Raw genomic sequence first — 20624 nt, forward strand, 5'->3', positions numbered from 1 at the left:
AAGGAAGGTCATGGCTTTGCGTATCGCTTATGTCACCAGCGGAATGGGCCACACGGGTACCGCGATCTGCCAGGCGCTGCATCGCGCCGGACACCGCGTGGTGGCCGGCTGCGGACCGCGTTCATCGCGCCGCGATAGCTGGTTGAAAGAGCAGAAGTCCCTGGGGTATGACTTCGTGGCGTCCGAGGGCGACGCCACGGACTGGGCATCCACCGAAGCGGCGTTTGCCAAGGTGCGGCGCGAAGTCGGCGAGATCGACGTGCTGGTCAACAACGCCGGCTCCATGCTGGACATGCGCTTTCGCCAGATGAGCTATGCCGACTGGGCAGCCGTTTTGCGCAGCAACCTGGACACGCTGTTCAACAGCACCAAGCAGGTGGTCGACAGCATGGCGGACCGGGGCTGGGGGCGCGTCATCAACATCGGCTCGGTCGCCGCGGAAAAAGGCCAGATCGGGCAAATCAACACTGCCACCGCCAAAGGCGCGGTGATCGGCTTCACGCGATCGCTGGCCCAGGAAGTGGCGGCGCGCGGCGTGACGGTAAACCTGGTGTCGCCCGGCTTCATCGCCGACGACACCGTCAAGGCATTTCCGCCGGCGCTGCTGGACCGCATCATCGAAAGCGTGCCCGTCGGCCGGCTTGGCACCGCGCAGGACCTGGCGGGCCTGTGCGCCTGGCTGGCCTCGGACGAGGCCGCCTTCGTAACGGGCGCCAACTACGCCATCAACGGCGGCGTTTATATGAGTTGAGTTGACGTTGGCCCGCGCGCCGGACAGCCCCGGTCGGGCCAGCTTGCAAGTCTGGCCCGGGCGTGACCGGGCTTAGTGCGTCAAGGCCAGCTGCGCGATGTAGCCCGATCGGCTTTCGCCGGCGGCGCGCGCCTTCGCATCGATTCTGGCCAGGATGCGGCGCGGCAGCGTGATATTGACGCGTTCGATCGTGTCGTCCATCACGGCGGGGTCGATGTCGACTATGGCCCAGACCCACCCGGCGAATTCCGGATTGGCTTGATGAGCCGCGATGCTTCCTGGCGGTGGCACGGCGGCGCCAGTGTCCAGCGCTGTTTCGATCCAGAGCGCTATCGCTTCTTTGGCATTTTCGATGGCATCGTCAATGCCCGTGTCGGATGCGGAATAGCAGCCAGGCAGATCCGGTACGACCACGCCCCACGCTTGCGTGTCGCTGCCGGGCTCTATGGCGATGGGGTATTTCATGAGTTTCCTTGGTAAACCTTGAAGAAACCAAAGGCGCCAGCCGTAGCGCCGCGAGCGGTCTACTTCAGTCCTGCCTGCGTCAGCAGCTTGGCGACCAAGCCGATTCCCAAATCCTTTTTCGGATGGGGCACGCTGATATGTCCGGGTTTTTGCGGGTGGACATAAATGTGATGCGAGCCTCTCGCGTTGCGGTAGACCCAACCCGCCAGGCGGAGCTGTCTGATGATTTCGCGGCTGTCCATGATGTGTACCATACACATCGGAAAGTTGAAAAGGCCGCCAACTGGGACAAACAGGTCCTGGTGTAATGACAGCCCTATGCCAAAATGCACGCCGTTCAATAGTTCAACAGGGGCGGTTCATGCGGCGTATGGGGTGGGCAGTGGCGGGGGTTGTGGTATTGGCCGGGTTTGCCGGTTGTGGCAAGAAGAACGAGTACCCCGAAGGCATACGCCTTGTGACCTATAGCTCGTGCGTGGAAGGCTTTAAGAAAAGCGCCGGGGCGCTGCCGGATGTGGACGCGCGTTCGGCAACGTATTGCAGCTGCGTGCTGGACGGTTTGCAGAAGTCGGTGCCGATCAAGGACTACACCGCGTATGACCGCATGCTGGTCACGGACGAAAAAGGTCCCGAGCGTGACCGCATCGAAAAGCTGGTCAACGGCGTCATCAATATGTGCGTCGAAGCGCAGCTGAAGAAATAAGCGGGCGCGCCGGGCAGGGCGCGTGCCGGCCTGGCGGCCTAGCGGCCCAACTTCATCGACACGTCGGTGTGGGTGCCTCGGTCCAGGTCGGCGCCCAGTGGCTGGTCCCAGTCGGACAGGTCCAAGAGTTCCGTGCTGACTTCGCCGGCTTCGATGCGGCGCGCGATGTCGTCCAGCAGCAGCGTGCGCGTGGCGAAACCCTTGCCTTGCAGGTCGCGCGCGAACAGGCGGTAAGTCAGGTTGGGCTCTTCGCCCTTCATGACGCCCAGATCAAGAATGCGGCCTTGTTCATTGCGCATCAGCAGATGCCCGGGGCGTGCATAGATCCGGTAGATGCGCCACGGCGAGGACACCGCGGCATGGTCGCGAGCCACATTGCGCTGGCCGTCGCGCTGCGGAGGGTTGCCCCGGGGCGGCGGCGCGGACGGAAGCAGCTTGACGAAGGCGTTGGCGAATCGGGCGATCGACTTTTTGATGGCGCTCACGCGGGATTCACGATTCGCACAATTGTGCGAGCTGAGCCGGTGGCGATTTTGCACGCGGAAAATTCCGCAGGCGAGCAAATGTGCGCGGTGCGCGGGCAATGATGACGCAAGGCCATACTCCTGTATGGCGATACGGCGAGGCAACGCACGTTCAAAGCACCATGGCGCGAGCATACGCGCTTTATCGTTCACGCGTATTTGCCGATGTGCCCATGGGGGAAAAAGCCGCTTAATACGCGGCTAACCGTTGGCATCATTTTGTCGTTAATCGAGCATTATTCAACGCGCGCGGGATGAATCCAGTAATTGGAAACGCTAATTGACTTTGCCGACCGCTGCACCCATAGTGGGATTGAAGCTTTTCGAGCATCGTGATTTTCGTCCGGTCTTGCTGCCCACGTGGCGCTACATTGTTCGCTGTCCTTTCCTTGATAGGCTCATCTTCGCGGGCAGTGCCCGCATTTAAAGGAATGAGATTATGGAAACCGGAATCGTGAAGTGGTTTAACGACGCAAAAGGATTTGGCTTCATCATGCCCGAGAACGGCGGCAAGGATTTATTTGCACACTTCTCGGAAATCGTGAGCGACGGACACAAAGTGCTGGTCGAAAACCAGCGCGTCAGCTACGTGACCGCACAGGGCGCCAAGGGCCCCCACGCCACTCAAATCCGCGCTCTGTGAATAAAGGCCCATTGGGCCTTTTTTCCAATTAGGGGGTTATATGTTTCACAATAATATGGTTTACAAGGGCTATCGGCTTACCGCGAACGTGTCGCGGATCGTCGTTGGCGGCACCGGCAGCCCGGCATTTACGGCTACCGTGGCAGTTGAATTGGCCGCTGACCGCGACCAGCTCAACGAACATCACGCAGTACCGCTGTTTGAATCGGGCGGGTTTGTATCCAGCCCCGGCATGGCGGTGGATGCGGCGATCAACCACGGACGGCTTGTCGTTGACGCCCATGCCCGGCCATCTTGATTCCCCGCAGTGCGACGCTGCCCGCTTGCCGACCGGCCGCCCCAATGGGCGGCCTTTTCATTTGTACGGCCGCCTGTAAACTCTGAACACCTAAAAAGCACAGGGGATGCTTGATGGCCGGTAGCAGTTTCTTCGCATTGTTCGATGACATCGCCACCATTCTGGATGACGTGTCGGTGATGACCAAGGTGGCGGCCAAGAAAACCGCCGGCGTGCTGGGCGACGACCTGGCGCTGAACGCTCAGCAAGTAACCGGCGTGCCGGTCAACCGGGAACTGCCTGTGGTGTGGGCAGTGGCCAAGGGATCGTTCATCAACAAGCTGATCCTGGTGCCGTCGGCGCTGCTGATCAGCGCGTTCGTGCCGTGGTTGGTGACGCCGCTGCTGATGCTGGGTGGCGCATTTCTCTGCTTTGAGGGCGTTGAAAAACTGGCGCACAAGTTTCTGCCGCATGACGAGTCCGACGAAGGCAGCCACGCCGCGCGTGCCCAGGCCTTGCAGGACGAGTCGGTGGATATGGTGGCGTTCGAACGCAGCAAGATCAGGGGCGCGGTGCGAACCGACTTCATCCTGTCGGCGGAAATCATCGTGATCAGCCTGGGCGCGGTGGCCGGCGCCGACTTCACGCGCCAGGTGGCCGTGTTGTCGATCATTGCCATCGCCATGACGATAGGCGTCTATGGCCTGGTGGCCGGCATCGTCAAGCTCGACGACCTGGGCCTGCACCTGAGCCAAAAGCGCGCGCAAGCCGTGGCATGGCTGGGGCGCGGCATCGTCGGCGCGGCGCCGTATCTGATGAAGACCTTGTCGGTGGTAGGCACCGCGGCCATGTTCATGGTGGGCGGCGCCATTCTCACGCACGGCATTCCCCCCGTGCACGCGGCCGTCGAACACGCCGCGGCCGCTGTCGGCGGGGGCGCCATGGTGCAGGCGCTGACGTCCACCGTGCTGAACGCACTGTTTGGCGTGGTGGCCGGCGCCGTGGTGCTGGGCGTGGTCACCGCCGTCAAGCGGATCTTCAAAAAGCACTGACCTGACGCGGCGAAGGCAGCGTGCCGCGCGGGTGGCGCCCGCGCTGCCGCCACGCGCCACCCGCCACGTGCCACCCGCCACCCGCCAGCCGCCAGCCGCCAGCCGCCAGCCGCCAGCCGCCAGCCGCCAGCCGCCAGTCGCCAGTCGCCAGTCGCGCGATCGCCACCCGCGCGATCGCCGGGATTGCAAACCCGCGCGGCATCTCCCAAGCCTAGGGAATCCCCTGCCTTGTTGCCTTGAACCGCATCCTCCTAAAATTGGCGCCAATTTATGTGATCATTATTTCGATCTGGCAGCCACCATGCGCCCGCGTGTAACGGCCATGGAGATGAGGAAATCATGCAGTCCAACGCAGCTATCGCTCTGACTCCCGACGCCGCCATGGCTCGGGCCATCTACGACCTGGGCCACAGCACGGTGTTCGCCGCGCGCACCGACCCGCGTTTTTCCTATTGCATGTACGTGCCGCCGCATATCGACACGGCCAGGCACCCCATGGAACTCGTCGTCATCATGCACGGTACGGGCCGCGCCTTTGTGGAATACCGCGACGCCTTCTCGGAGTTCGCCCGCTGGAACGACTGCATCGTGCTGTGCCCGTTATTTCCGGTGGGACCGCTGGGCGACGGTAACCGCGACGGCTTCAAGCAACTGCGTGAAGGCGACATCCGCTACGACCAGATCCTGTTGGACATGGTGGCCGAAGTGGGCGAGAAGTTCGGCTTGCGCTTCGACAAGTTCGGCCTGTTCGGCTATTCCGGCGGCGGCCAATTCGTGAACCGCTTTGCCTACCTGCATCCCGAACGCCTGTGGGCCGTGTCGATTGGCGCACCGGGCTCGGTGACGCTGCTGGACCCCAGCCAGGACTGGTGGGTGGGCGTGCGCGATGCCGAGACGCGCTTTGGCAAGGGTGTGGACATCGAAGCGCTCAAGCAGGTGGCGGTGCACATGATTGTCGGCAAGGCGGACCTGGAAACGTGGGAAATCACGCACCGCGAAGGGGGCAAGTTCTTCATGGCCGGCGCCAACGACGCCGGCAAGACGCGCCCCGAACGGTTGGAATCGCTGCGCCGCTCATTCGAATCGGCCGGAGTGAAAGCCGTGTTGGACCTGGTGGACAACGTGCCGCACGACGGCCTGAAGTGTGTCGGCCACGTGCAGGACTTTCTGGCGCGCGCGCTGCGCAAGCGGCGCAATGCAGAAAACTGAAATCGCGCAAGCCGGGCGCCTTGGCTGCCCGCGCCGTCGCGTCCAGGAATAGGAGAGGGCCATGCTGCGTTTCGCGCTATCCCGAATTGTCATGGCTGTGCCGACCCTGCTGATCGTGGCGGTGGCGGTATTCGTGATGATCCGGCTGATCCCGGGCGACCCCGCCCAACTACTGCTGGGCGACCTGGCAACGCCGGCCGCGCTGGCGGACCTGCGGGCGCGGCTGGGCCTGGACCAGACCTGGCTGACCCAGTTCGGCATCTGGTTCGGCAACATGCTGCACGGTGACCTGGGGGCGTCCATCAACACCGGCCAGCCCGTGCTGGCGCTGGTGTGGGACCGCTTCCTGATCAGCGGCCGCGTGGTGCTGGTGGCCGTGGTGTTCGCCGCACTGGTCGCGGTGCCGGCCGGCATGATCGCCGCCTGGAAGCAGAACAAATGGCCCGACCTGTTCCTGGTGGGCTCGGCCACGCTGCTGGTGTCGATCCCGACGTTCTGGCTCGGCCTGCTGCTGTTGATCTTCTTCGGCCTGAAATTGCAGTGGCTGCCCGTGGTGGGCTATGTGTCGATCGGGGAAGACTGGAAGGCCGGTCTGCTGTACCTGGCCATGCCGATCCTGACCTTGTTCCTGCACGAGATCGGTGTGCTGATGCGCATGGCGCGCGCCAGCACGCTGGAAGTGCTGCGGCTGGATTACATCACCCACGCGCGCGCCAAGGGGCTGTCCGAATCCGCCGTGCTGATGCGCCACGCGTTTCGCAACGCGTTCGGCCCGACCTGGACGCTGATCGGCCTGGTGCTGGGCAATCTGCTGGGCGGCATCGCCGTGGTGGAAACCGTGTTCACCATCCCCGGGTTGGGACGCCTGCTGGTCGATTCCATCTTTGCGCGCGACTACCCCGTCATCCAGGGCTGTTTGTTGTTCGTGGGCGTGGTCTACGTGGTGGTGAACCTGCTGATCGACCTGTGCTATCCCATCTTCGACCCGAGAGTAACCGCCGAATGAAAACGCGAATTCCGAAAAGGCGAATTCCCGCCAACGCGCTCCTGGGTGGCCTGATCGTCGGGGCGATGATCGTCGCGGCGCTGATGGGCACTTTCTGGACGCCGCATGACCCGCTGAAGATCAACTTCATCTCGCGCCTGAAGCCGCCCGGTGGCGACTTCCTGCTGGGCACCGACGAGTTCGGCCGCGACGAGCTTTCGCGCTTGTTGGCCGGCGCATCAAGCAGTGTGTGGATCAGCCTGTTGACGGTGACCTTCGCCATCGTCGTGGGCACCGCCATCGGCACGTTGACCGGCTTTGTGCGCGGCTGGACCGACCGCATCATCATGGCCTTCAACAATGCGCTGCTGGCCTTTCCCGGCCTGTTGCTGGCGTTGGGGCTGCTGGCCGTGGTGGGCGCGAACAAGTACGGCATCATCCTGGCGCTGGGGCTGGCGTACACGCCGTCGGTAACGCGCATCGTGCGCGGCACGGTGTTGTCGCTGCGTGAAAAAGAGTTCATCGAATCGTCCCGCGTGCTGGGCAATTCCGAGCTCTACACGATGTTCCGACACGTGCTGCCCAACTGCGTGGCGCCCCTGACGGTGCTGGCCACGTCGATGTTCGGCTGGGTGATCCTGGCCGAAAGCGCGCTGTCCTTCCTGGGCCTGGGGGTGCCGCCGCCTGCGCCCACCTGGGGCAATATGCTGGCCGCCGCGCGCCCGTTCATGGCGCAGGCGTCCTATCTGTCCATTCTTCCCGGTCTGGCCATCGCGCTGGCGCTGCTGGGCATCAACCTGTTGGGCGACGCGGTGCGAGACCGTCTCGACCCCCGCATGAGGGGCGTGCAATGAGCGCACTGGTATCCGTATCGAACCTGACGCTGACCGTCGGGCAGGGCGGCCGCGAGATCGTCAGCGGGGTGTCGTTTGACGTTGCCCCGGGCGAAATGGTCGGCATCGTGGGCGAGTCGGGCAGCGGCAAGACGCAAGCCGCGCGCGCCATCATGGGCCTGACGCCCGCGCCGCTGGTGGTAGCGGGCGGCGCCATCCTGTTCGAAGGCGTGGATGTCACCCAGGCCGAGGCGGCAGTGCTGCGCAAGCTGCGCGGCGCCCGCATCGGCATGGTGTTCCAGGAACCCATGACGTCGCTGAACCCGTCCATGCCCATCGGCCGGCAACTGGACGAAGGCTTGAAACTGCATCGCCGCGCGATGTCGCCCGCGCAACGCCGCGAGCGTATTCTTGAAATGCTGCGCCGCGTGGGCATCGGCGACCCGAAAGGGGCGATGGACGCTTGGCCGCACGAGTTTTCCGGCGGCATGCGCCAGCGCATGATGCTGGCCTCGGTAATGTTGCTGGAGCCGGCGCTGCTGATTGCCGACGAGCCCACCACCGCGCTGGACGCCGTGGTGCAGCGCGACGTGCTGGAACTGATGGTGGACCTGACCCGCGAACACAACACGGCGGTGCTGATGATCAGCCACGACCTGCCGATGGTGGCGCGCTACACCGAACGCATGGTTGTCATGCAGCACGGCAAAGTGCTGGAAGCCGGCACGACCGCGAGCATCCTGGAACGCCCGCGGCACCCCTATACGCGCAAGTTGCTGGACGCCATGCCGCGCCGCCTGCCGGCCCGCAAGCTGACGCAGGAAGCGCCCATTGTTGAAGTCAGGAACCTGGTGGTGGACTACGCGGGCCATCAGCGCCTGTTCTCGCGCACCGGCGCCAAGCGCGCGCTGGACGGCATCGACCTGCATGTCAAGCCGCGCGAAGTGGTGGCCGTGGTGGGCGGATCGGGCTCGGGCAAGACCACCTTGGGCCGCGCCATTGCCGGGCTGCTTGCGCCTACGTCCGGCCAGATCCTGTTTCGCAACCAGCCGGTGGATCGCCGCTCGGCGGCATGGCGCGACTATCGCCTGAACTGCCAGATGGTCTTCCAGGACCCGTATTCGTCGCTGGACCCGCGCATGACCATCGGCCAGCTGGTGGGCGAGGGCCTGCGCATGGTGGGCGACCTGTCGGCGGCGGACAAGCGCCGCCGCGTGGACGAGGTGCTGGCCGAAGTGGGCCTGGGGTCGGAATACGCCAAGCGCTTTCCGCACGAAATGTCGGGCGGCCAGCGCCAGCGCGTGGCCATTGCCCGCGCTATCGTGCGCCGGCCGGCGTTCGTGATTGCCGATGAGCCCGTGTCGGCGCTGGACGTGACGGTGCGTGCGCAGGTGCTGGACCTGTTTGCCGATTTGCAGGAACGCCACGGGTTTTCGTGTCTGTTCATCAGCCACGACCTGGGCGTGGTGGAACAGGTGGCGGACCGCGTGGTGGTCATGCGCAACGGGGCGATTGTGGAGCAAGGCTCGCGCGACGCGGTCTTCGACCGCCCGCAAGAGGACTACACGCGCAGCCTGTTGCAAGCCATTCCCGCCCTGGAGTCAACCGAAAGCGGCGGCGTGCGGCTGCGGTGGCGTCTGGACGGGCAGGAACCCATGCGTGCCATCGCCTGATGGCGGGCGGGGAACTCCCCGCTTTCCCTGCAAGGACTTACGCCTAAAATACGCGCTTTGGAATTGATAGACGGGAGTGGTCCATGCCGAAAACGGCAGCGACGCAACCCGGCCTGGTCGACCGTATTGCCCATGATATTCAGTCGGGCGTGTATGGTCCTGGCGCCTGGTTGAAACAGATCGACCTGCAAGAGCGCTATGACGCCAAGCGTTTGGACGTACGGCGGGCGCTGGACCAATTGGCTGCCAAGCGGCTGATTGCGCACATCCCGAATCGGGGCTATCACGTCTACGCGATGGACCCGGACGTGCATCACCAGATCCGCGATATCCGCATACTGCTGGAAAGCGGCGCGGCTGCGGACTTGATGCCGAACGTCACCGCCGCCAAGGTACGCGCGCTGCGCGCGCTGGCCGAACGTTTCGCCAAGCTGCTGCAAGACGGCACCTTGTTGGAACAGTACGAGGTCAACCTGGCATTTCACGCGGCCATGTACGACATGTGCCGCAATCGCGAACTGGCCGCGTTGATCCAGGACACGCGGGCGCGTGGCCCCGCTGCGCCGGCCAAGGAATGGGTGACGCGATCGCGCATCGAAATCTCGGCGCGTGAACACTTCGACATGGTGGATGCGCTGGAAGCGCGCGATGTGAAGCGGTTGCAGAAAATCATCTCGCAGCACGTCGGGCAGGATATTTCTTGATCGCTGTCTGCTGAACTATTTGCTTGCGGCGGCGTGAATCGCGGCGGCCCTTTATGCGAAGGGGCCGCCATTTTTTTTGCCCGTGGCTTTGCTTCAGGGATACCCCGTATGGCGGCACAAGCCAGAGCCGCCATAATTAGCAGATTATTTTGGCGCCAAAAATACGCGTGACATCTGCGCCGCACGCCGGGGAGTCTTCTGCATGCACCACCATTTCGTACCCAGAGCGCTCGCGCTGTCCCTGGCGCTTGCCGCCACCGCCGTTCCGGTCCACGCCGCCGTGCTGACCATCGCGCAACCGGCCGACATCCGCTCGACCAATCCGGGCGTCAACCGCGACAACACGACCGACGGCGTGGTGCTCAATATTGTTGAAGGGCTGGTCGGCTACCGCGAAGACGGCACCGTTGGCCCATTGCTGGCCAAATCGGTCGATTTGTCGCCGGACGGGTTGACCTATACGTTCACATTGCGCGACGGCGTCAAATTCCATAACGGCGCCCCGCTGACCTCGGCGGATGTGCTGTGGAGCTGGCAGCGCTACATGGATGCCAAGACGGACTGGCGCTGCCGCAGCGACTTCGACGGCCGCAATGGCCTGAAGGTCACCGACGTAACCGCGCCGGATGCGAAGACCGTGGTGATGAAGGTGGACCGCAAGTCGGCGGTGTTCCTGGATTCCCTGGCGCGCACGGACTGCGGCATGACCGCCATTATTTCCAGGGACTCGGTGGCGGCGGACGGCTCGTGGGTCAAGCCGATCGGCACCGGCCCGTACATGTTCAAGGAATGGAAGCGCGGCGAATACACGCTGCTGACCGCGTTCAAGGACTACGTGTCGCCCTCGGGCGAGAAGCCGGATGGGTACGTGGGATCAAAGCGCCCGCTGGTGGACGAGGTGAAGTTCCTGGTGGTGCCGGACCCGTCCACGTCCAAGGCCGGGCTGATGTCCGGCGCCATTGACGCCAGCCAGATCACCAACACCGACGTCGGCGAACTGAAAAGCGTGAAGACGCTGACCGCGTTCAGCCCGCATGACGCCGTCAAGCACGTGTTGTTGTTCCAGACGCAGGACCCGGTGCTCAAGAACGTGAAGATGCGGCAGGCGATTGCCGCTTCGCTGGACATTCCGCAGGTGGTGGCGGCCGCGTCGGAAGGGCTGGGCCAATTGAACAATTCCGCGGTCTACGCGGGCTCGGCCTACTACAAGGACGCCGAGAAGAAGGGCTACAAGTACGACCCGGCGCGGGCGCAGCAGCTGCTGAAGGAAGCGGGCTACAAGGGCGAGCCGGTGGTGATCTATGCCAACAAGCGCGCCCACGTGCCCAGCTACCAGGTGGCGGTGATCGCGCAGGCGATGATGCAGTCGGTGGGTATCAACGCCAAGATCGAAGTGCTGGAATGGGCGACGCAGCTGGACCGCTACAACACCGGCAAATACCAGATCAGCTCGTTCTCGTTTTCGTCGCGGTTGGACCCCTCGTTAAGCTTCGAGCAGTTCTCGGGCGACAAGACCAGGCAGCCGCGCAAGGTCTGGGATGACCCGGCGGCGCAGAAGTTGATCGACGAAAGTTTTCTGGAGTCCGACCCGGCCAAGCGGCAGGCGCTGTTCGATCAGCTGCATGCGTTGATGCTGGAACAGACGCCGATGCTGATGCTGTATAACGGCGCCGACGCGTGGGCAACGAATAAGCGCGTCGAGGGCTTCTCGGTATGGGAAGGCAAGCCGCGCGCCTGGGAGACCAAGGTGGTCGGCGCCAAGTAAGCGGGGCAGGGGCCGGCGCCCATTAAGGGCGAAGGCCCCTGATAACGGGGAGGCGGCGCGGCGCTACGGCCTTGCTGCGCTGCCCCATCCCTGCGTAGCGTTACGGTCCGACGCGTTCGACTTCCCACGCGCGCGGCTTTTTCACCGCCCAAGGCTGGTAGCCCTTGATGTTGCTGCGAAACGCGCCGATGTCCAGCCCGTTGTAGAGCGGGATGCTGGGCACATCGGCCAGGAACAGCTTGTGCAGCTGATCAAATGAAGCCTGTCGCTTGGCCCGGTCGGAATCCACCGAGGCGGCTTCCACCAGCTTCAGGGCGTCAGCGTTGTCCCACACTTTGCGCGGCTGCTTGGCCTTGTCGCCCGTCACCATCTCGTAGTTCAACGCCGCATCCAGGCGCGCCGAATACGGGAACGTCATCATCTGGTAGGTGCCCGCGTTATAGCGGTCCAGCTGCGTGGCCCATTCAACAACGGACAACTGCGCGTTGATGCCCACGGCTTGCAGCATCGCCTGCACGATCACGGCCGAGTTATACGACTGCGGATAGCGCTTGGTGGTCAGGATCGTCAGCGGCTGCCCCTTGTAGCCGGCCTCTTGCAACAGCTTTGCCGCCCGCGCCGGGTCGTAGTCCCACCCCTGCTTTTGCGCGGCATCGTAGTAAGGCGACACCAGCGGCACGATGGAATTGTTGGGCTGCGCCAGGCCTTCGGTAACGGCGGCCGCCAGCTGCTGTAGTCGATGGCATGGGCCAGCGCGAGGCGTAACTTGGGGTTGGCCAGCACCGGGTCTTTGGTCTGCAACAACAGCGCCGTCATGCTCATCACCGGGGCGTAGGCCACCTTTACGTTCGGCGTGTTTTGCAGCACCGGCACGTCGTTGTTGGAGACGTCTTCAATGATGTCGATATTGCCGCGTTGCAAGGCGGCTTTTGCGGTGGAGTCGTCGGGCACGATCATGAAGCGCACTTCGTCCACCAGGGGGCGCTTGGACCCGGTGTAGCCGTCGCGCTTGCCGTCCAGGTTGGCGTAGCCGGCGAACCTGGTCAGGCGGATGTATTCGCCGCGCTTCCACTCGGCCAGCTCGAAAGGGCCGGTGCCGATGGGTTTGATCCAGGCGCCGTCCGCGCCCACTGAATCTCGCGAAAGTATGCCGGTGCCGCCGCAGTCGATGCGCGCCAGCGATGCCAGGAACAGGCTGGTGGGCTTGTCCAGGTGATAGACGACGGTGCGCGCATCGGGCGCCTCGACGCGGGTGACCTTGACGCTGCCGCGCCCATCGAATTCGCTGGCGCAGCGCCAGCCGGAATTCGCGGCGGTGTAGTGCTGCCAGCTCCAGAGCACGTCGGCCGATGTCATCGGCTTGCCGTTGTGAAACGTCACGCCATCGCGCAAGGTAAATGTGTAGGTCTTGCCGTCGGGGCTGATGTCCACCGATTTGGCCAGCAGCGGACGCACCTCGGCATCTTCGCCATAGGCCACCAGCCCTTCAACAATATGCATGACGACCGCGTCGCTGTTGCTGTCGCGGTTGACGCCGGGTTCGGTGGAACGGATGTCGGCGGTCATCGAAATGCGCAGCGGCGGGGCGGGCTGCGCGCTGACGGGGCCGGCGGCGCCGGACAGCCCGGCAAGCGCCAGCGCAACCGCGGCGCCAAGATTGGGGTTTTTCATTGGAACTTCCTTCGGTTGCGCCGGCGCGCCAAGGATCAGGCGGCGGCCAGCAGTTCGGGTTCGGCGGTCAGGCTATAGCGCGTAAACGTGCGATTCAGCGCGGGCAGGGGCGCCACTTCCATCAGGCCGACGGCCGGCTCCATGACCACCATGGCGACCGTGGCGGAAAGATTGTCGTGGCTGCCGGGGCGCGGCGGGCGGCACACGGAATAGGGCGCGCCAAAATCATCGAACAGCGCGCGCTTGAGGTCCTCGCGCGTCAAGTCCGTTTTCTCGTTCAGCAGGCGGCGTACGCGCCAGTCGCGGTACGCGCTTTCGGGCGTGCTGGCGCGGCCGGTGTCGCGCAGCTTGGACAAGGCCACTTCGCTGACCCAGTGGTTGGCGTGCACGATCAGGTCGTCGCTGCCCGGATAGATGGGAAAGGCTTCATCGGTGGTGCATTCGTAGTCCACGCCAAACCCTGCCGCCATGCCCAGCATGATGTTGTTCGAGCAGGACTTGGCGGTTGTGGCCACGGCCTTGATCGCCAGCGCGAAATGCTGCTGCTCCAGCACCTTGCGACGAATCAGCGACAGCGGCACGCCCAGTTGGCGGAAGTCGCGGTCGGACTCCAGATAGTTGGCGGTAATGGATACGCCCGCGCTGTTCAAGCCGCTGCGGGCCAGGCCACCGGCTTCGACGAACGTCAGGATGTCCGGGCCGTTGTCGCTGCGCACGCGCAGCACGATGGCCGTTTCGGCGCATTCCGCGCGCCAGTCCCAATTCTGCCCATGGATCAGGTTGCCGTTGGCCGAACGCGTCGGCAGGATCAGCGCGCCGGTGCAGCCGTCGCCGGGTTCCAGTTCGGCCGCCTTCTTCTTTTCGGCGCGCGCCTTGGCCACCACTTCCGTGCGTGCGTTGACCATCACGATGTCTTCGAAGGGCACGTCGGCGCCCGCGGCGATGCCGCGCATCTCTTCCAGATAGTGCGGCGCAAAGGCTTCGATCTCGCGCGCGAAATGGGCGATCAGCTCGGTGCGCGCCATGGCGTCGTAGCCCAGGTCGACCAGCGTCTGGCCATACATGGCGGCGCTTTTGCGCACGCGCGCGGCAGCTTGCTGGCCGTAGGAACGGCCGCGGGCCTCGGGAGTGCCGGAAACCGATACGAAAGGAAATTGGGAAATCTGGGTCATGGACGGGGAGGCGGCGCCGCGCGCCGTGGGGTCGGGGAGGTGGAAGGGGAAAAAGGCAGGGAACCAAGCTGCGAAAATGTTAGCTTATTTTGGCGCCAATATTGCTCAGGGTTTACCCAATGCGGGCGAAGCACGCCACGGCGCGACGGTTGGCAAAGGGCTTGCCACGGCGCTTGCCACAGCGAGTGCCAACGCGGGTGCCGCAGCAGGGACGCTCGCGCGAACCGGCATGAAAAAGCCCCCGCGAATCCATCGCGGGGGCCAGCGTCGTCCGTTCAACAGCAAGCAGTTCAGCGTTGGCCGGCAGCCACCTCCGGCGCGCGGGTGGGCGACCCCATGGCCTGGAACAGCGCCGCCGTTTCCGTCAGCCGGGCGTTGGCGTATTCCAGTTCGCGCAGGCGCGCGGCCACGTAATGCTGTTCGGCCGCGTATTCGGTATAGGGCGCCAGCGCACCCAGGCGCACGCGACTGGCCGTGTTGCGGTAAGACTGTTCGGCCGCGCGCCGCGAGGCCTCGGCCGAGGCCAGTGCCTGCCCGTCCGCGTCCAGACGCGCCAGGGTGTCGGCCACGTCCTGGAACGCCGTCAGTACCGTTTGCTTGTATTGCAGCACCGCCGCTTCGTAGCGTTCTTTGGCGGCGCGGCGCTCGGCCAGCAAGGCGCCGCCGTGGAAAATGGGCTGCGTCAAGGACGCGCCAATCGCCCAGATCGACCCCGCGCCGGACAGGGCAGCCGGCCAGCTGAAGCCGCCCTTGCCCATCGACGCGGACAACGACAGGCTGGGGAACAGCTGTGCGGTGGCCACGCCCACGTCGGCCGACGCGGCCTGCACCACGGCGTCCGCCACCAGGATGTCTGGGCGCGATGCCAATAGCTCGGACGGCACCACCACCGGCACCTGCGGCGGCACGGCCAGCGTGCTGAATGCCAGGTCGTCCGGCGCCTGGTCCGGGCGGCGGCCCAACAGCACGGCCAGCGCGTGGCGCGTGGCCTGCCATTGCGCGCGCAGGCCGGGCAGCGAGGCTTCCAGCGTGGCAGCGTCCTGGTCGGCGTCCAGCGCATCGTTTTGCGAAGCGGAGCCCAATTCGTAGCGGCGCTGCGTATCGCGCGCCACTTGCCGCAGCAGCACCACCTGCTTTTCGGTCAGCGCCACGCGTTCGGCCAGCGAGGCCGACGTGATGGCGCCGGTGACGATATTGCCGGCCAGCGAACGCCGGGCCGATTCCAGCCGGAACGCCTGCTGTTCAACCTGCGCCGCCAGGGACGCGTTGGCGAAACGCGCCGCGCCGAACAGGTCCAGGTCGTAAGTGGCCTGGATCTGGCCGGTGAACACGTTGTAGAGCGCCGTGGACTCGGGCAGATCCGGCATGGTCAGTGCGCGGTTGCGCGTGCCGCTTGCGCCCGCGTCCACCGACGGCAGCAGTGATGAATTGACCTGCGCGCGCAGTTGTTCGCGCGCGCCGGCCAGGTTGCGTTCGGCGGCGGCAAGGTTCGGGCTGTTGGCCAGCCCTTCCTGCACCAGGGCGTTCAGCGCGTCGGAACCGTAGCGCTTCCACCACTCGGGCACGGGCCGCGCGCCCTGTTCGAATTGCTGCGCGACGCCCTGGGCCGTGGCGCCCTGCGGGGGCGGGGCTTCTACGCCGTATTGCGGGGGCGAGGCGGTTGCCGGGGGCTTGCTATCCGGGGCGAACGCGCAGGCGCTCAAGGCCAGCGACAGAGCCGGCAACAGGGGCCGCAACAAGGGCCGGAACAAGGGCCGCAACAAGGGCAGCGCCGGCGGCAGCCTGGAATAACGTGTGGGATGGGGCTTCATCATCAGGCTCCTCGTTGCAGCGTATCGGCCGCGTTGGCGCCGGGCGGCACGCCTTCGGGCTCGTCGCGCTCGTCATGGCGCACGCGGAACCATGCCGCGTACAAGGCCGGCAGGAAGAACAGCGTCAGCACCGTGGCGCTGGTAATGCCGCCCATCAAGGCCGTGGCCATCGGGCCGAAGAAGTTGCTGCGCAGCAGGGGAATCAACGCCAGCACGGCGGCGGCGGCGGTCAGCACGATGGGGCGGAAACGCCGCGCGGTGGCGCCGACGATGGCGTCCACGCGCTTGTGGCCGTTCAGGATGTCCTGCTCGATCTGGTCCACCAAAATCACCGAGTTGCGCATGATGATGCCGAACATCGCAATGACGCCCAGCATGGCGACGAAGCCGAATGGTTTGCCGAACAGCAGCAACGCAGCCACCACGCCGATCAGCCCCAGCGGCGCGGTCAGCACCACCATCAGCACGCGCGAGAAGCTTTGCAGCTGCACCATCAACAGCGTCAGCACCGCCACCGCCATCAGCGGCATTTGCGCGTTGATGGACGATTGACCCTTGCCGCTTTCCTCGACCGGGCCGCCCACTTCAATGCGGTAGCCCACCGGCAGGTCCGCGCGGATGGCGTCCAGCTTCTTGTCGATGGCGTGGGTGACGTCGATGCCTTGCGCGCCGCTGGTCACATCCGCCTGCACCGTAATGGTGGGCTGGCGGTCGCGTTCCCAGATGACGCCGTATTCCAGGTCATAGTGCACCTGGCCCAGGCTGCCCAAGGGCACGGGGCCGTTGGGCGTGGGCATGGCCAACGTGGCGATGCGGGCGGGGTCCACGCGTTCTTCTTTCGGCGCGCGCAGGCTGACATTGATCAGCTTGTCGCGTTCGCGGTATTGCGTCACGGTGTAGCCCGACAGCGTCATCGCCAAAAAGTCGGACACATCGCTGGCGCTGATACCCAGCTCGCGCGCCTTTTGCTGGTCGATGTCGAATCGCACCGAGCGTTCCGAGGGTTCGTCCCAATCAAATTGCACGTTCACCGAGCGCGTGTCGGCGCGCACTTCGGCGGCGACCTTTTCCGCCACCGCGCGCACTTCCGAGATCTTGTCGCCACTGACGCGAAACTGCACCTGATAGCCGACGGGCGGGCCGTTTTCCAGGCGCGACAGGCGGGTGCGTATGGCGGGGAATTTTTCACGCAGCATGGGCTCAAGCCACTGGGCCAGCTGTTCGCGCTCTTCTACGGAGTGCGCGGTGATGACCAGCTGCCCGAAGTTCGGCGTGGGCAGTTGCTGATCCAGCGGCAGGTAGAAGCGCGGCGCGCCGGTCCCCACGAAGCTGACCGAATGGTCGATCTCGGGCCGGCCTTCCAGCGCTTTTTCCAACCGTTCGACCTGGCGCAGCGTGGCCGCGAACGAGGCACCCTCTTGCAGCCGCACGTCCACCATCAGCTCGGTACGGTCCGAGCTGGGAAAGAACTGCTGGGGCACAAGCTTGAAGCCCGCCATCGCCACGACGAAGATCACCACCGTGCCCGCCAGCACCCAGAAGCGGCGGTCCACGCACCACGCCACCCAACCGCGCAGACGCTGATAGAAGCGGGTGTTGTAGATATCGTGTTCGTGGTCGTGCGGCTGATGGGCTTCGCGCTTGCGCTCGGGCAGCAGCCGATAGCCCAGAAGCGGAATCAGCACCACGGCGGCAAACCACGAAGTGATCAGCGCAATGGCCGACACCTGGAAAATGGACCGCGTGTATTCGCCGGTGCTGGACTTGGCCAGCGCGATCGGCAGAAAGCCGGCCACGGTGACCAGCGTGCCGGTCAGCATGGGAAACGCGGTGCTGGTGTAGGCGAAGGCGGCGGCGCGCGCGCGGCTCCAGCCCTGTTCCAGCTTCACCGCCATCATTTCCACGGCGATGATGGCATCGTCCACCAGCAGGCCCAGCGCCAGCACCAAGGTGCCCAGCGACACCTTGTGCAGGCCGATGCCGAACAGGTCCATGAACAGCGCGGTGATGGCCAGCACCACCGGGATCGAAATCACGACGACCATGCCGGTGCGCAGGCCCAGCGACACCAGGCTGACGATCAGCACGATGGCAACCGCTTCTGCCACTGAACGCAGGAATTCGTCAACGGAATCCGAGACCGCGTCCGGCATGCTGGACACTTCCGTCAGCGTCAGGCCGGCGGGCAATTGCGCCTTGAGCTTGTCAAAGGTCTTGTCCAGCGCTTCGCCCAGGCGCACCACGTCCTGGCCCGGCTGCATGGTGATGCCGATGCCCAGCACGGGGTTGCCGTTAAAGCGCATCTGCTCGGTGGGCGGGTCGTCATAGCCGCGATGGATGGTGGCGATGTCGCCCAGGCGGATCGACTTGTCGTTGACGCGGATCAGCGTGTCGGCCAGCGCGCGGCTGTTTTCGAACTGCCCCGTCGGCCGCACGAAGATGCGGTCGTCGGCCGTGGTCAGGGTGCCGGCGCTGGACACCGCGTTTTGCGTGTTGATGGCCTGCGCGATCTGCTGAGGCGTCACGCCCAGACGGCTTAGCTGTGTATTGGAGATTTCGACATACACGTGTTCGGCCTGGTCGGCAAAGTAATCGACCTTGGCCACGCCCGGCACGCGCAGCAGCACGGTGCGCAGATTGTCGGCGTAATCGTGCAGTTGCGCGGGCGAAAAGCCGTCGCCATGCAGCGTGTAGATGTTGGTATAGACGTCGCCGAATTCGTCGTTGAAGAACGGGCCTTGCACGCCTTGCGGCAACGTGGCCTGGATATCGCCGACCTTCTTGCGCACCTGATACCACTGGTCGGCCACCGTGTTGGCGGGCGCCGAGTCTTTCATGGTGTAGAAGATCAGCGATTCGCCGGGGCGGGAATAGCTGCGAAGAAAGTCCGTGTTGGCGGTCTCCTGTAGCTTCTTGCCGATGCGGTCGGTGACTTGTTCCTGCACCTGCTTGGCGGTCGCGCCCGGCCATAAGGTCTTGATGACCATCACGCGGAACGTGAAGGGGGGGTCTTCGGACTGGGCCAGCTTGGAATACGACAGCACGCCAAACAGCGTGACCAGCGTGATCAGGAAAATGACCAGCGGCTGGTGGCGCAGCGCCCAGGCCGACAGGTTGAACTTGCCTTCTTTGTGATCGTGGCCGGGATCTTCGGCGGGTGCGCTCATGATGCGAAGTCCTCGGCGTGCAGTGGCGCCACGGGGCGCACCTTTTCACCGGCGGTCACGGTGTGCACGCCTTGCCAGACCACGCGTTCACCCGCCGACACGCCGCCGGTCAGCGTTACGGTGCGCGCGTCAAAGCGCAACACCTGTACGCGGCGCAGCTCCAGCGTGTCTTCCTTCGGTTTGACGATCCATACGGCGGGGTCCTTGCCGTCATGGAATAGCGCGGTGGCGGGCACGGTGTAGGTGGCCTGGTCGGCCGCGCCGTGATTGTCGAAGCTGATGTTGGCCGTCATGCCCAGCCGCACTTGCGGCGACGGCGATTCCAGCGTGAGCTTCACGCGGTAAGTGCGGCTTTGCGGGTCGGCGGCCGGCGCGATCTCGCGCAGCGTGGCCGTGAAGTTCTGGCCGGGCAGCGGGCCCAGCGTCACGTTGGTGCGTTGGCCGATCGTCAAACCGGCCAGTACGCTTTCCGGCACGTCGCAAATGGCATCGATGTCGCCTGCCCAGGCCAGCTGGTAGACGGGAGTGCCGGCCGCCACGTTCTGCCCGGTGTCGGCCTGTTCGGCGGTGATGACGCCCGCATGGTCGGCCTGCAACGTCGTGTACTTGAGCTGGTCGGCCGACAGCGCGGCCTGCTGGGCGGCCTGATCGCGTTGGGCCAGGGCCGAGGCGTAGGCGTTGCGGGTCTGTTCCAGCTGGGTGGCGGCGATGAGGTTTTCGCGCGCTTGGGCGCGGTCGCGGTCCAACTGTTGGCGGGCGTAGTCCAGTTGATGCTGAGCGGCCGACAACTGGGCCTTGGCGGCCGCGGCGTTCTTGGTGGCGTCGGCCGGGTCGAGCTTGGCGACGACCTGGCCGGGCACGACGCTATCGCCCAGCCGAACCTGCCGCTCGATGATCTTGCCGCCCACGCGGAAGGAAAGCGGCGTGCTGTAGCGCGCCTGCACTTCGCCCGGCAACGTCCACGCCGGCAGCCGCTCATCCGCCTGCGTCGGCATGGCGACCACGGGACGCGGCGCCGGGGCCGGTTCTTCTTTGCGGCCGCAGGCCGAGACGGCCAGCGCCAGCGCCAGTAGCGCGGGCAGCGTGATGCGGCGAGTCCATGGGGACGGAGCGGGCGTTGTCACGGTTGCGGCAAGGGGGCGCGCCGACGGTTGTGGGCTGGAGCCAGGAAAATTCACGAAATACCTCGCGGCGCGATAGGGGCGAAAAAGGGGAAGGC

The 20624-nt window shown here is 64.9% G+C and carries 19 protein-coding genes and 1 pseudogene; 11 read left to right on the forward strand and 9 right to left on the reverse strand.

Translation table 11 applies throughout. The annotated features are described in order from the left end of the window. Positions 1 to 10: 10 nt before the first annotated feature. Positions 11 to 751: an SDR family oxidoreductase gene (locus tag AC6LJY_RS01380; RefSeq protein WP_104142929.1), complete on the forward strand. Its 741-nt coding sequence runs from the start codon at positions 11 to 13 to the stop codon at positions 749 to 751. A 72-nt stretch (positions 752 to 823) separates the two neighbouring features. Here AC6LJY_RS01380 and AC6LJY_RS01385 read toward each other — a convergent pair whose 3' ends face one another. Both AC6LJY_RS01385 and AC6LJY_RS01390 read right to left on the reverse strand, forming a co-directional pair. Next, positions 824 to 1216 (reverse strand): type II toxin-antitoxin system HicB family antitoxin, encoded by a 393-nt coding sequence (locus AC6LJY_RS01385; protein WP_104142930.1) that lies wholly within the window; start codon positions 1214 to 1216, stop codon positions 824 to 826. Positions 1217 to 1275: 59 nt separating this feature from the next. Continuing rightward, the gene (locus AC6LJY_RS01390) at positions 1276 to 1458 is read right to left on the reverse strand and encodes a type II toxin-antitoxin system HicA family toxin (RefSeq protein ID WP_498135120.1); all 183 of its coding nucleotides are present in this window, start codon (positions 1456 to 1458) and stop codon (positions 1276 to 1278) included. 119 nt (positions 1459 to 1577) lie between these two features. On the opposite strand from AC6LJY_RS01390, the gene AC6LJY_RS01395 reads away from it, so the two are divergent. Next, positions 1578 to 1919, forward strand: coding sequence for a hypothetical protein (locus tag AC6LJY_RS01395; protein WP_104142932.1), 342 nt, complete (start codon positions 1578 to 1580; stop codon positions 1917 to 1919). Between the two features lie 38 nt (positions 1920 to 1957). On the opposite strand, the gene AC6LJY_RS01400 is transcribed toward AC6LJY_RS01395, so the two are convergent. Next, complete coding sequence (locus AC6LJY_RS01400; RefSeq protein WP_319306207.1) at positions 1958 to 2404, reverse strand: hypothetical protein; 447 nt, start codon at positions 2402 to 2404, stop codon at positions 1958 to 1960. 478 nt (positions 2405 to 2882) lie between these two features. On the opposite strand from AC6LJY_RS01400, the gene AC6LJY_RS01405 reads away from it, so the two are divergent. The 3 genes from AC6LJY_RS01405 to AC6LJY_RS01415 all read left to right on the forward strand — a co-directional run bounded on the left by AC6LJY_RS01405 (position 2883) and on the right by AC6LJY_RS01415 (position 4415). Then, positions 2883 to 3086: a cold-shock protein gene (locus AC6LJY_RS01405; protein ID WP_006217928.1), complete on the forward strand. Its 204-nt coding sequence runs from the start codon at positions 2883 to 2885 to the stop codon at positions 3084 to 3086. Between the two features lie 40 nt (positions 3087 to 3126). Beyond that, positions 3127 to 3384, forward strand: a complete 258-nt coding sequence (locus tag AC6LJY_RS01410; protein ID WP_046802513.1) for a hypothetical protein — start codon at positions 3127 to 3129, stop codon at positions 3382 to 3384. Positions 3385 to 3497: 113 nt separating this feature from the next. Further along, the gene (locus tag AC6LJY_RS01415) at positions 3498 to 4415 is read left to right on the forward strand and encodes a DUF808 domain-containing protein (protein WP_498135121.1); all 918 of its coding nucleotides are present in this window, start codon (positions 3498 to 3500) and stop codon (positions 4413 to 4415) included. Here the strand turns inward: AC6LJY_RS01415 and AC6LJY_RS01420 are convergent. Continuing rightward, the gene (locus AC6LJY_RS01420) at positions 4402 to 4581 is read right to left on the reverse strand and encodes a hypothetical protein (protein WP_498135122.1); all 180 of its coding nucleotides are present in this window, start codon (positions 4579 to 4581) and stop codon (positions 4402 to 4404) included. The two genes, AC6LJY_RS01415 and AC6LJY_RS01420, sit on opposite strands and share 14 nt — an antisense overlap. Before the next feature lie 173 nt (positions 4582 to 4754). Between AC6LJY_RS01420 and AC6LJY_RS01425 the strand changes: the two genes are divergently transcribed. The 6 genes from AC6LJY_RS01425 to AC6LJY_RS01450 all read left to right on the forward strand — a co-directional run bounded on the left by AC6LJY_RS01425 (position 4755) and on the right by AC6LJY_RS01450 (position 11584). Then, positions 4755 to 5624, forward strand: a complete 870-nt coding sequence (locus AC6LJY_RS01425; protein ID WP_219991842.1) for an alpha/beta hydrolase family protein — start codon at positions 4755 to 4757, stop codon at positions 5622 to 5624. 61 nt (positions 5625 to 5685) lie between these two features. Continuing rightward, complete coding sequence (locus AC6LJY_RS01430) at positions 5686 to 6630, forward strand: ABC transporter permease (RefSeq protein WP_104142936.1); 945 nt, start codon at positions 5686 to 5688, stop codon at positions 6628 to 6630. After that, positions 6627 to 7463, forward strand: a complete 837-nt coding sequence (locus AC6LJY_RS01435) for an ABC transporter permease (RefSeq protein ID WP_104142938.1) — start codon at positions 6627 to 6629, stop codon at positions 7461 to 7463. Before AC6LJY_RS01430 ends, AC6LJY_RS01435 begins: the two co-directional genes overlap by 4 nt. Then, on the forward strand, positions 7460 to 9115 hold the full coding sequence (locus AC6LJY_RS01440) for a dipeptide ABC transporter ATP-binding protein (protein ID WP_314362311.1): 1656 nt from the start codon (positions 7460 to 7462) through the stop codon (positions 9113 to 9115). The genes AC6LJY_RS01435 and AC6LJY_RS01440 overlap by 4 nt, the downstream gene beginning before the upstream one ends. An 83-nt stretch (positions 9116 to 9198) precedes the next feature. Next, entirely contained in the window at positions 9199 to 9819 is a 621-nt protein-coding gene (locus AC6LJY_RS01445; protein WP_046802519.1) for a GntR family transcriptional regulator, read from the forward strand. A 202-nt stretch (positions 9820 to 10021) separates the two neighbouring features. Then, positions 10022 to 11584: an ABC transporter substrate-binding protein gene (locus AC6LJY_RS01450; protein ID WP_498135123.1), complete on the forward strand. Its 1563-nt coding sequence runs from the start codon at positions 10022 to 10024 to the stop codon at positions 11582 to 11584. Positions 11585 to 11684: 100 nt separating this feature from the next. On the opposite strand, the pseudogene AC6LJY_RS01455 reads toward AC6LJY_RS01450, so the two are convergent. The 5 genes and pseudogenes from AC6LJY_RS01455 to AC6LJY_RS01475 form a co-directional block, all read right to left on the reverse strand. Further along, positions 11685 to 13255 (reverse strand): annotated as a pseudogene (locus tag AC6LJY_RS01455) (ABC transporter substrate-binding protein). A 35-nt stretch (positions 13256 to 13290) separates the two neighbouring features. After that, a complete protein-coding gene (locus AC6LJY_RS01460) occupies positions 13291 to 14427 on the reverse strand; it encodes a C45 family autoproteolytic acyltransferase/hydrolase (RefSeq protein WP_120154203.1) in 1137 nt (378 codons plus the stop codon). A gap of 290 nt (positions 14428 to 14717) precedes the next feature. Continuing rightward, a complete protein-coding gene (locus AC6LJY_RS01465) occupies positions 14718 to 16241 on the reverse strand; it encodes an efflux transporter outer membrane subunit (protein WP_498135124.1) in 1524 nt (507 codons plus the stop codon). Next, positions 16241 to 19405, reverse strand: a complete 3165-nt coding sequence (locus AC6LJY_RS01470) for an efflux RND transporter permease subunit (protein WP_498135125.1) — start codon at positions 19403 to 19405, stop codon at positions 16241 to 16243. The genes AC6LJY_RS01465 and AC6LJY_RS01470 overlap by 1 nt, the downstream gene beginning before the upstream one ends. Next, entirely contained in the window at positions 19402 to 20529 is a 1128-nt protein-coding gene (locus AC6LJY_RS01475) for an efflux RND transporter periplasmic adaptor subunit (RefSeq protein ID WP_498135126.1), read from the reverse strand. Before AC6LJY_RS01475 ends, AC6LJY_RS01470 begins: the two co-directional genes overlap by 4 nt. Positions 20530 to 20624 lie beyond the last annotated feature (95 nt).

This window comes from Achromobacter sp. RT286_PF, assembly GCF_059760425.1.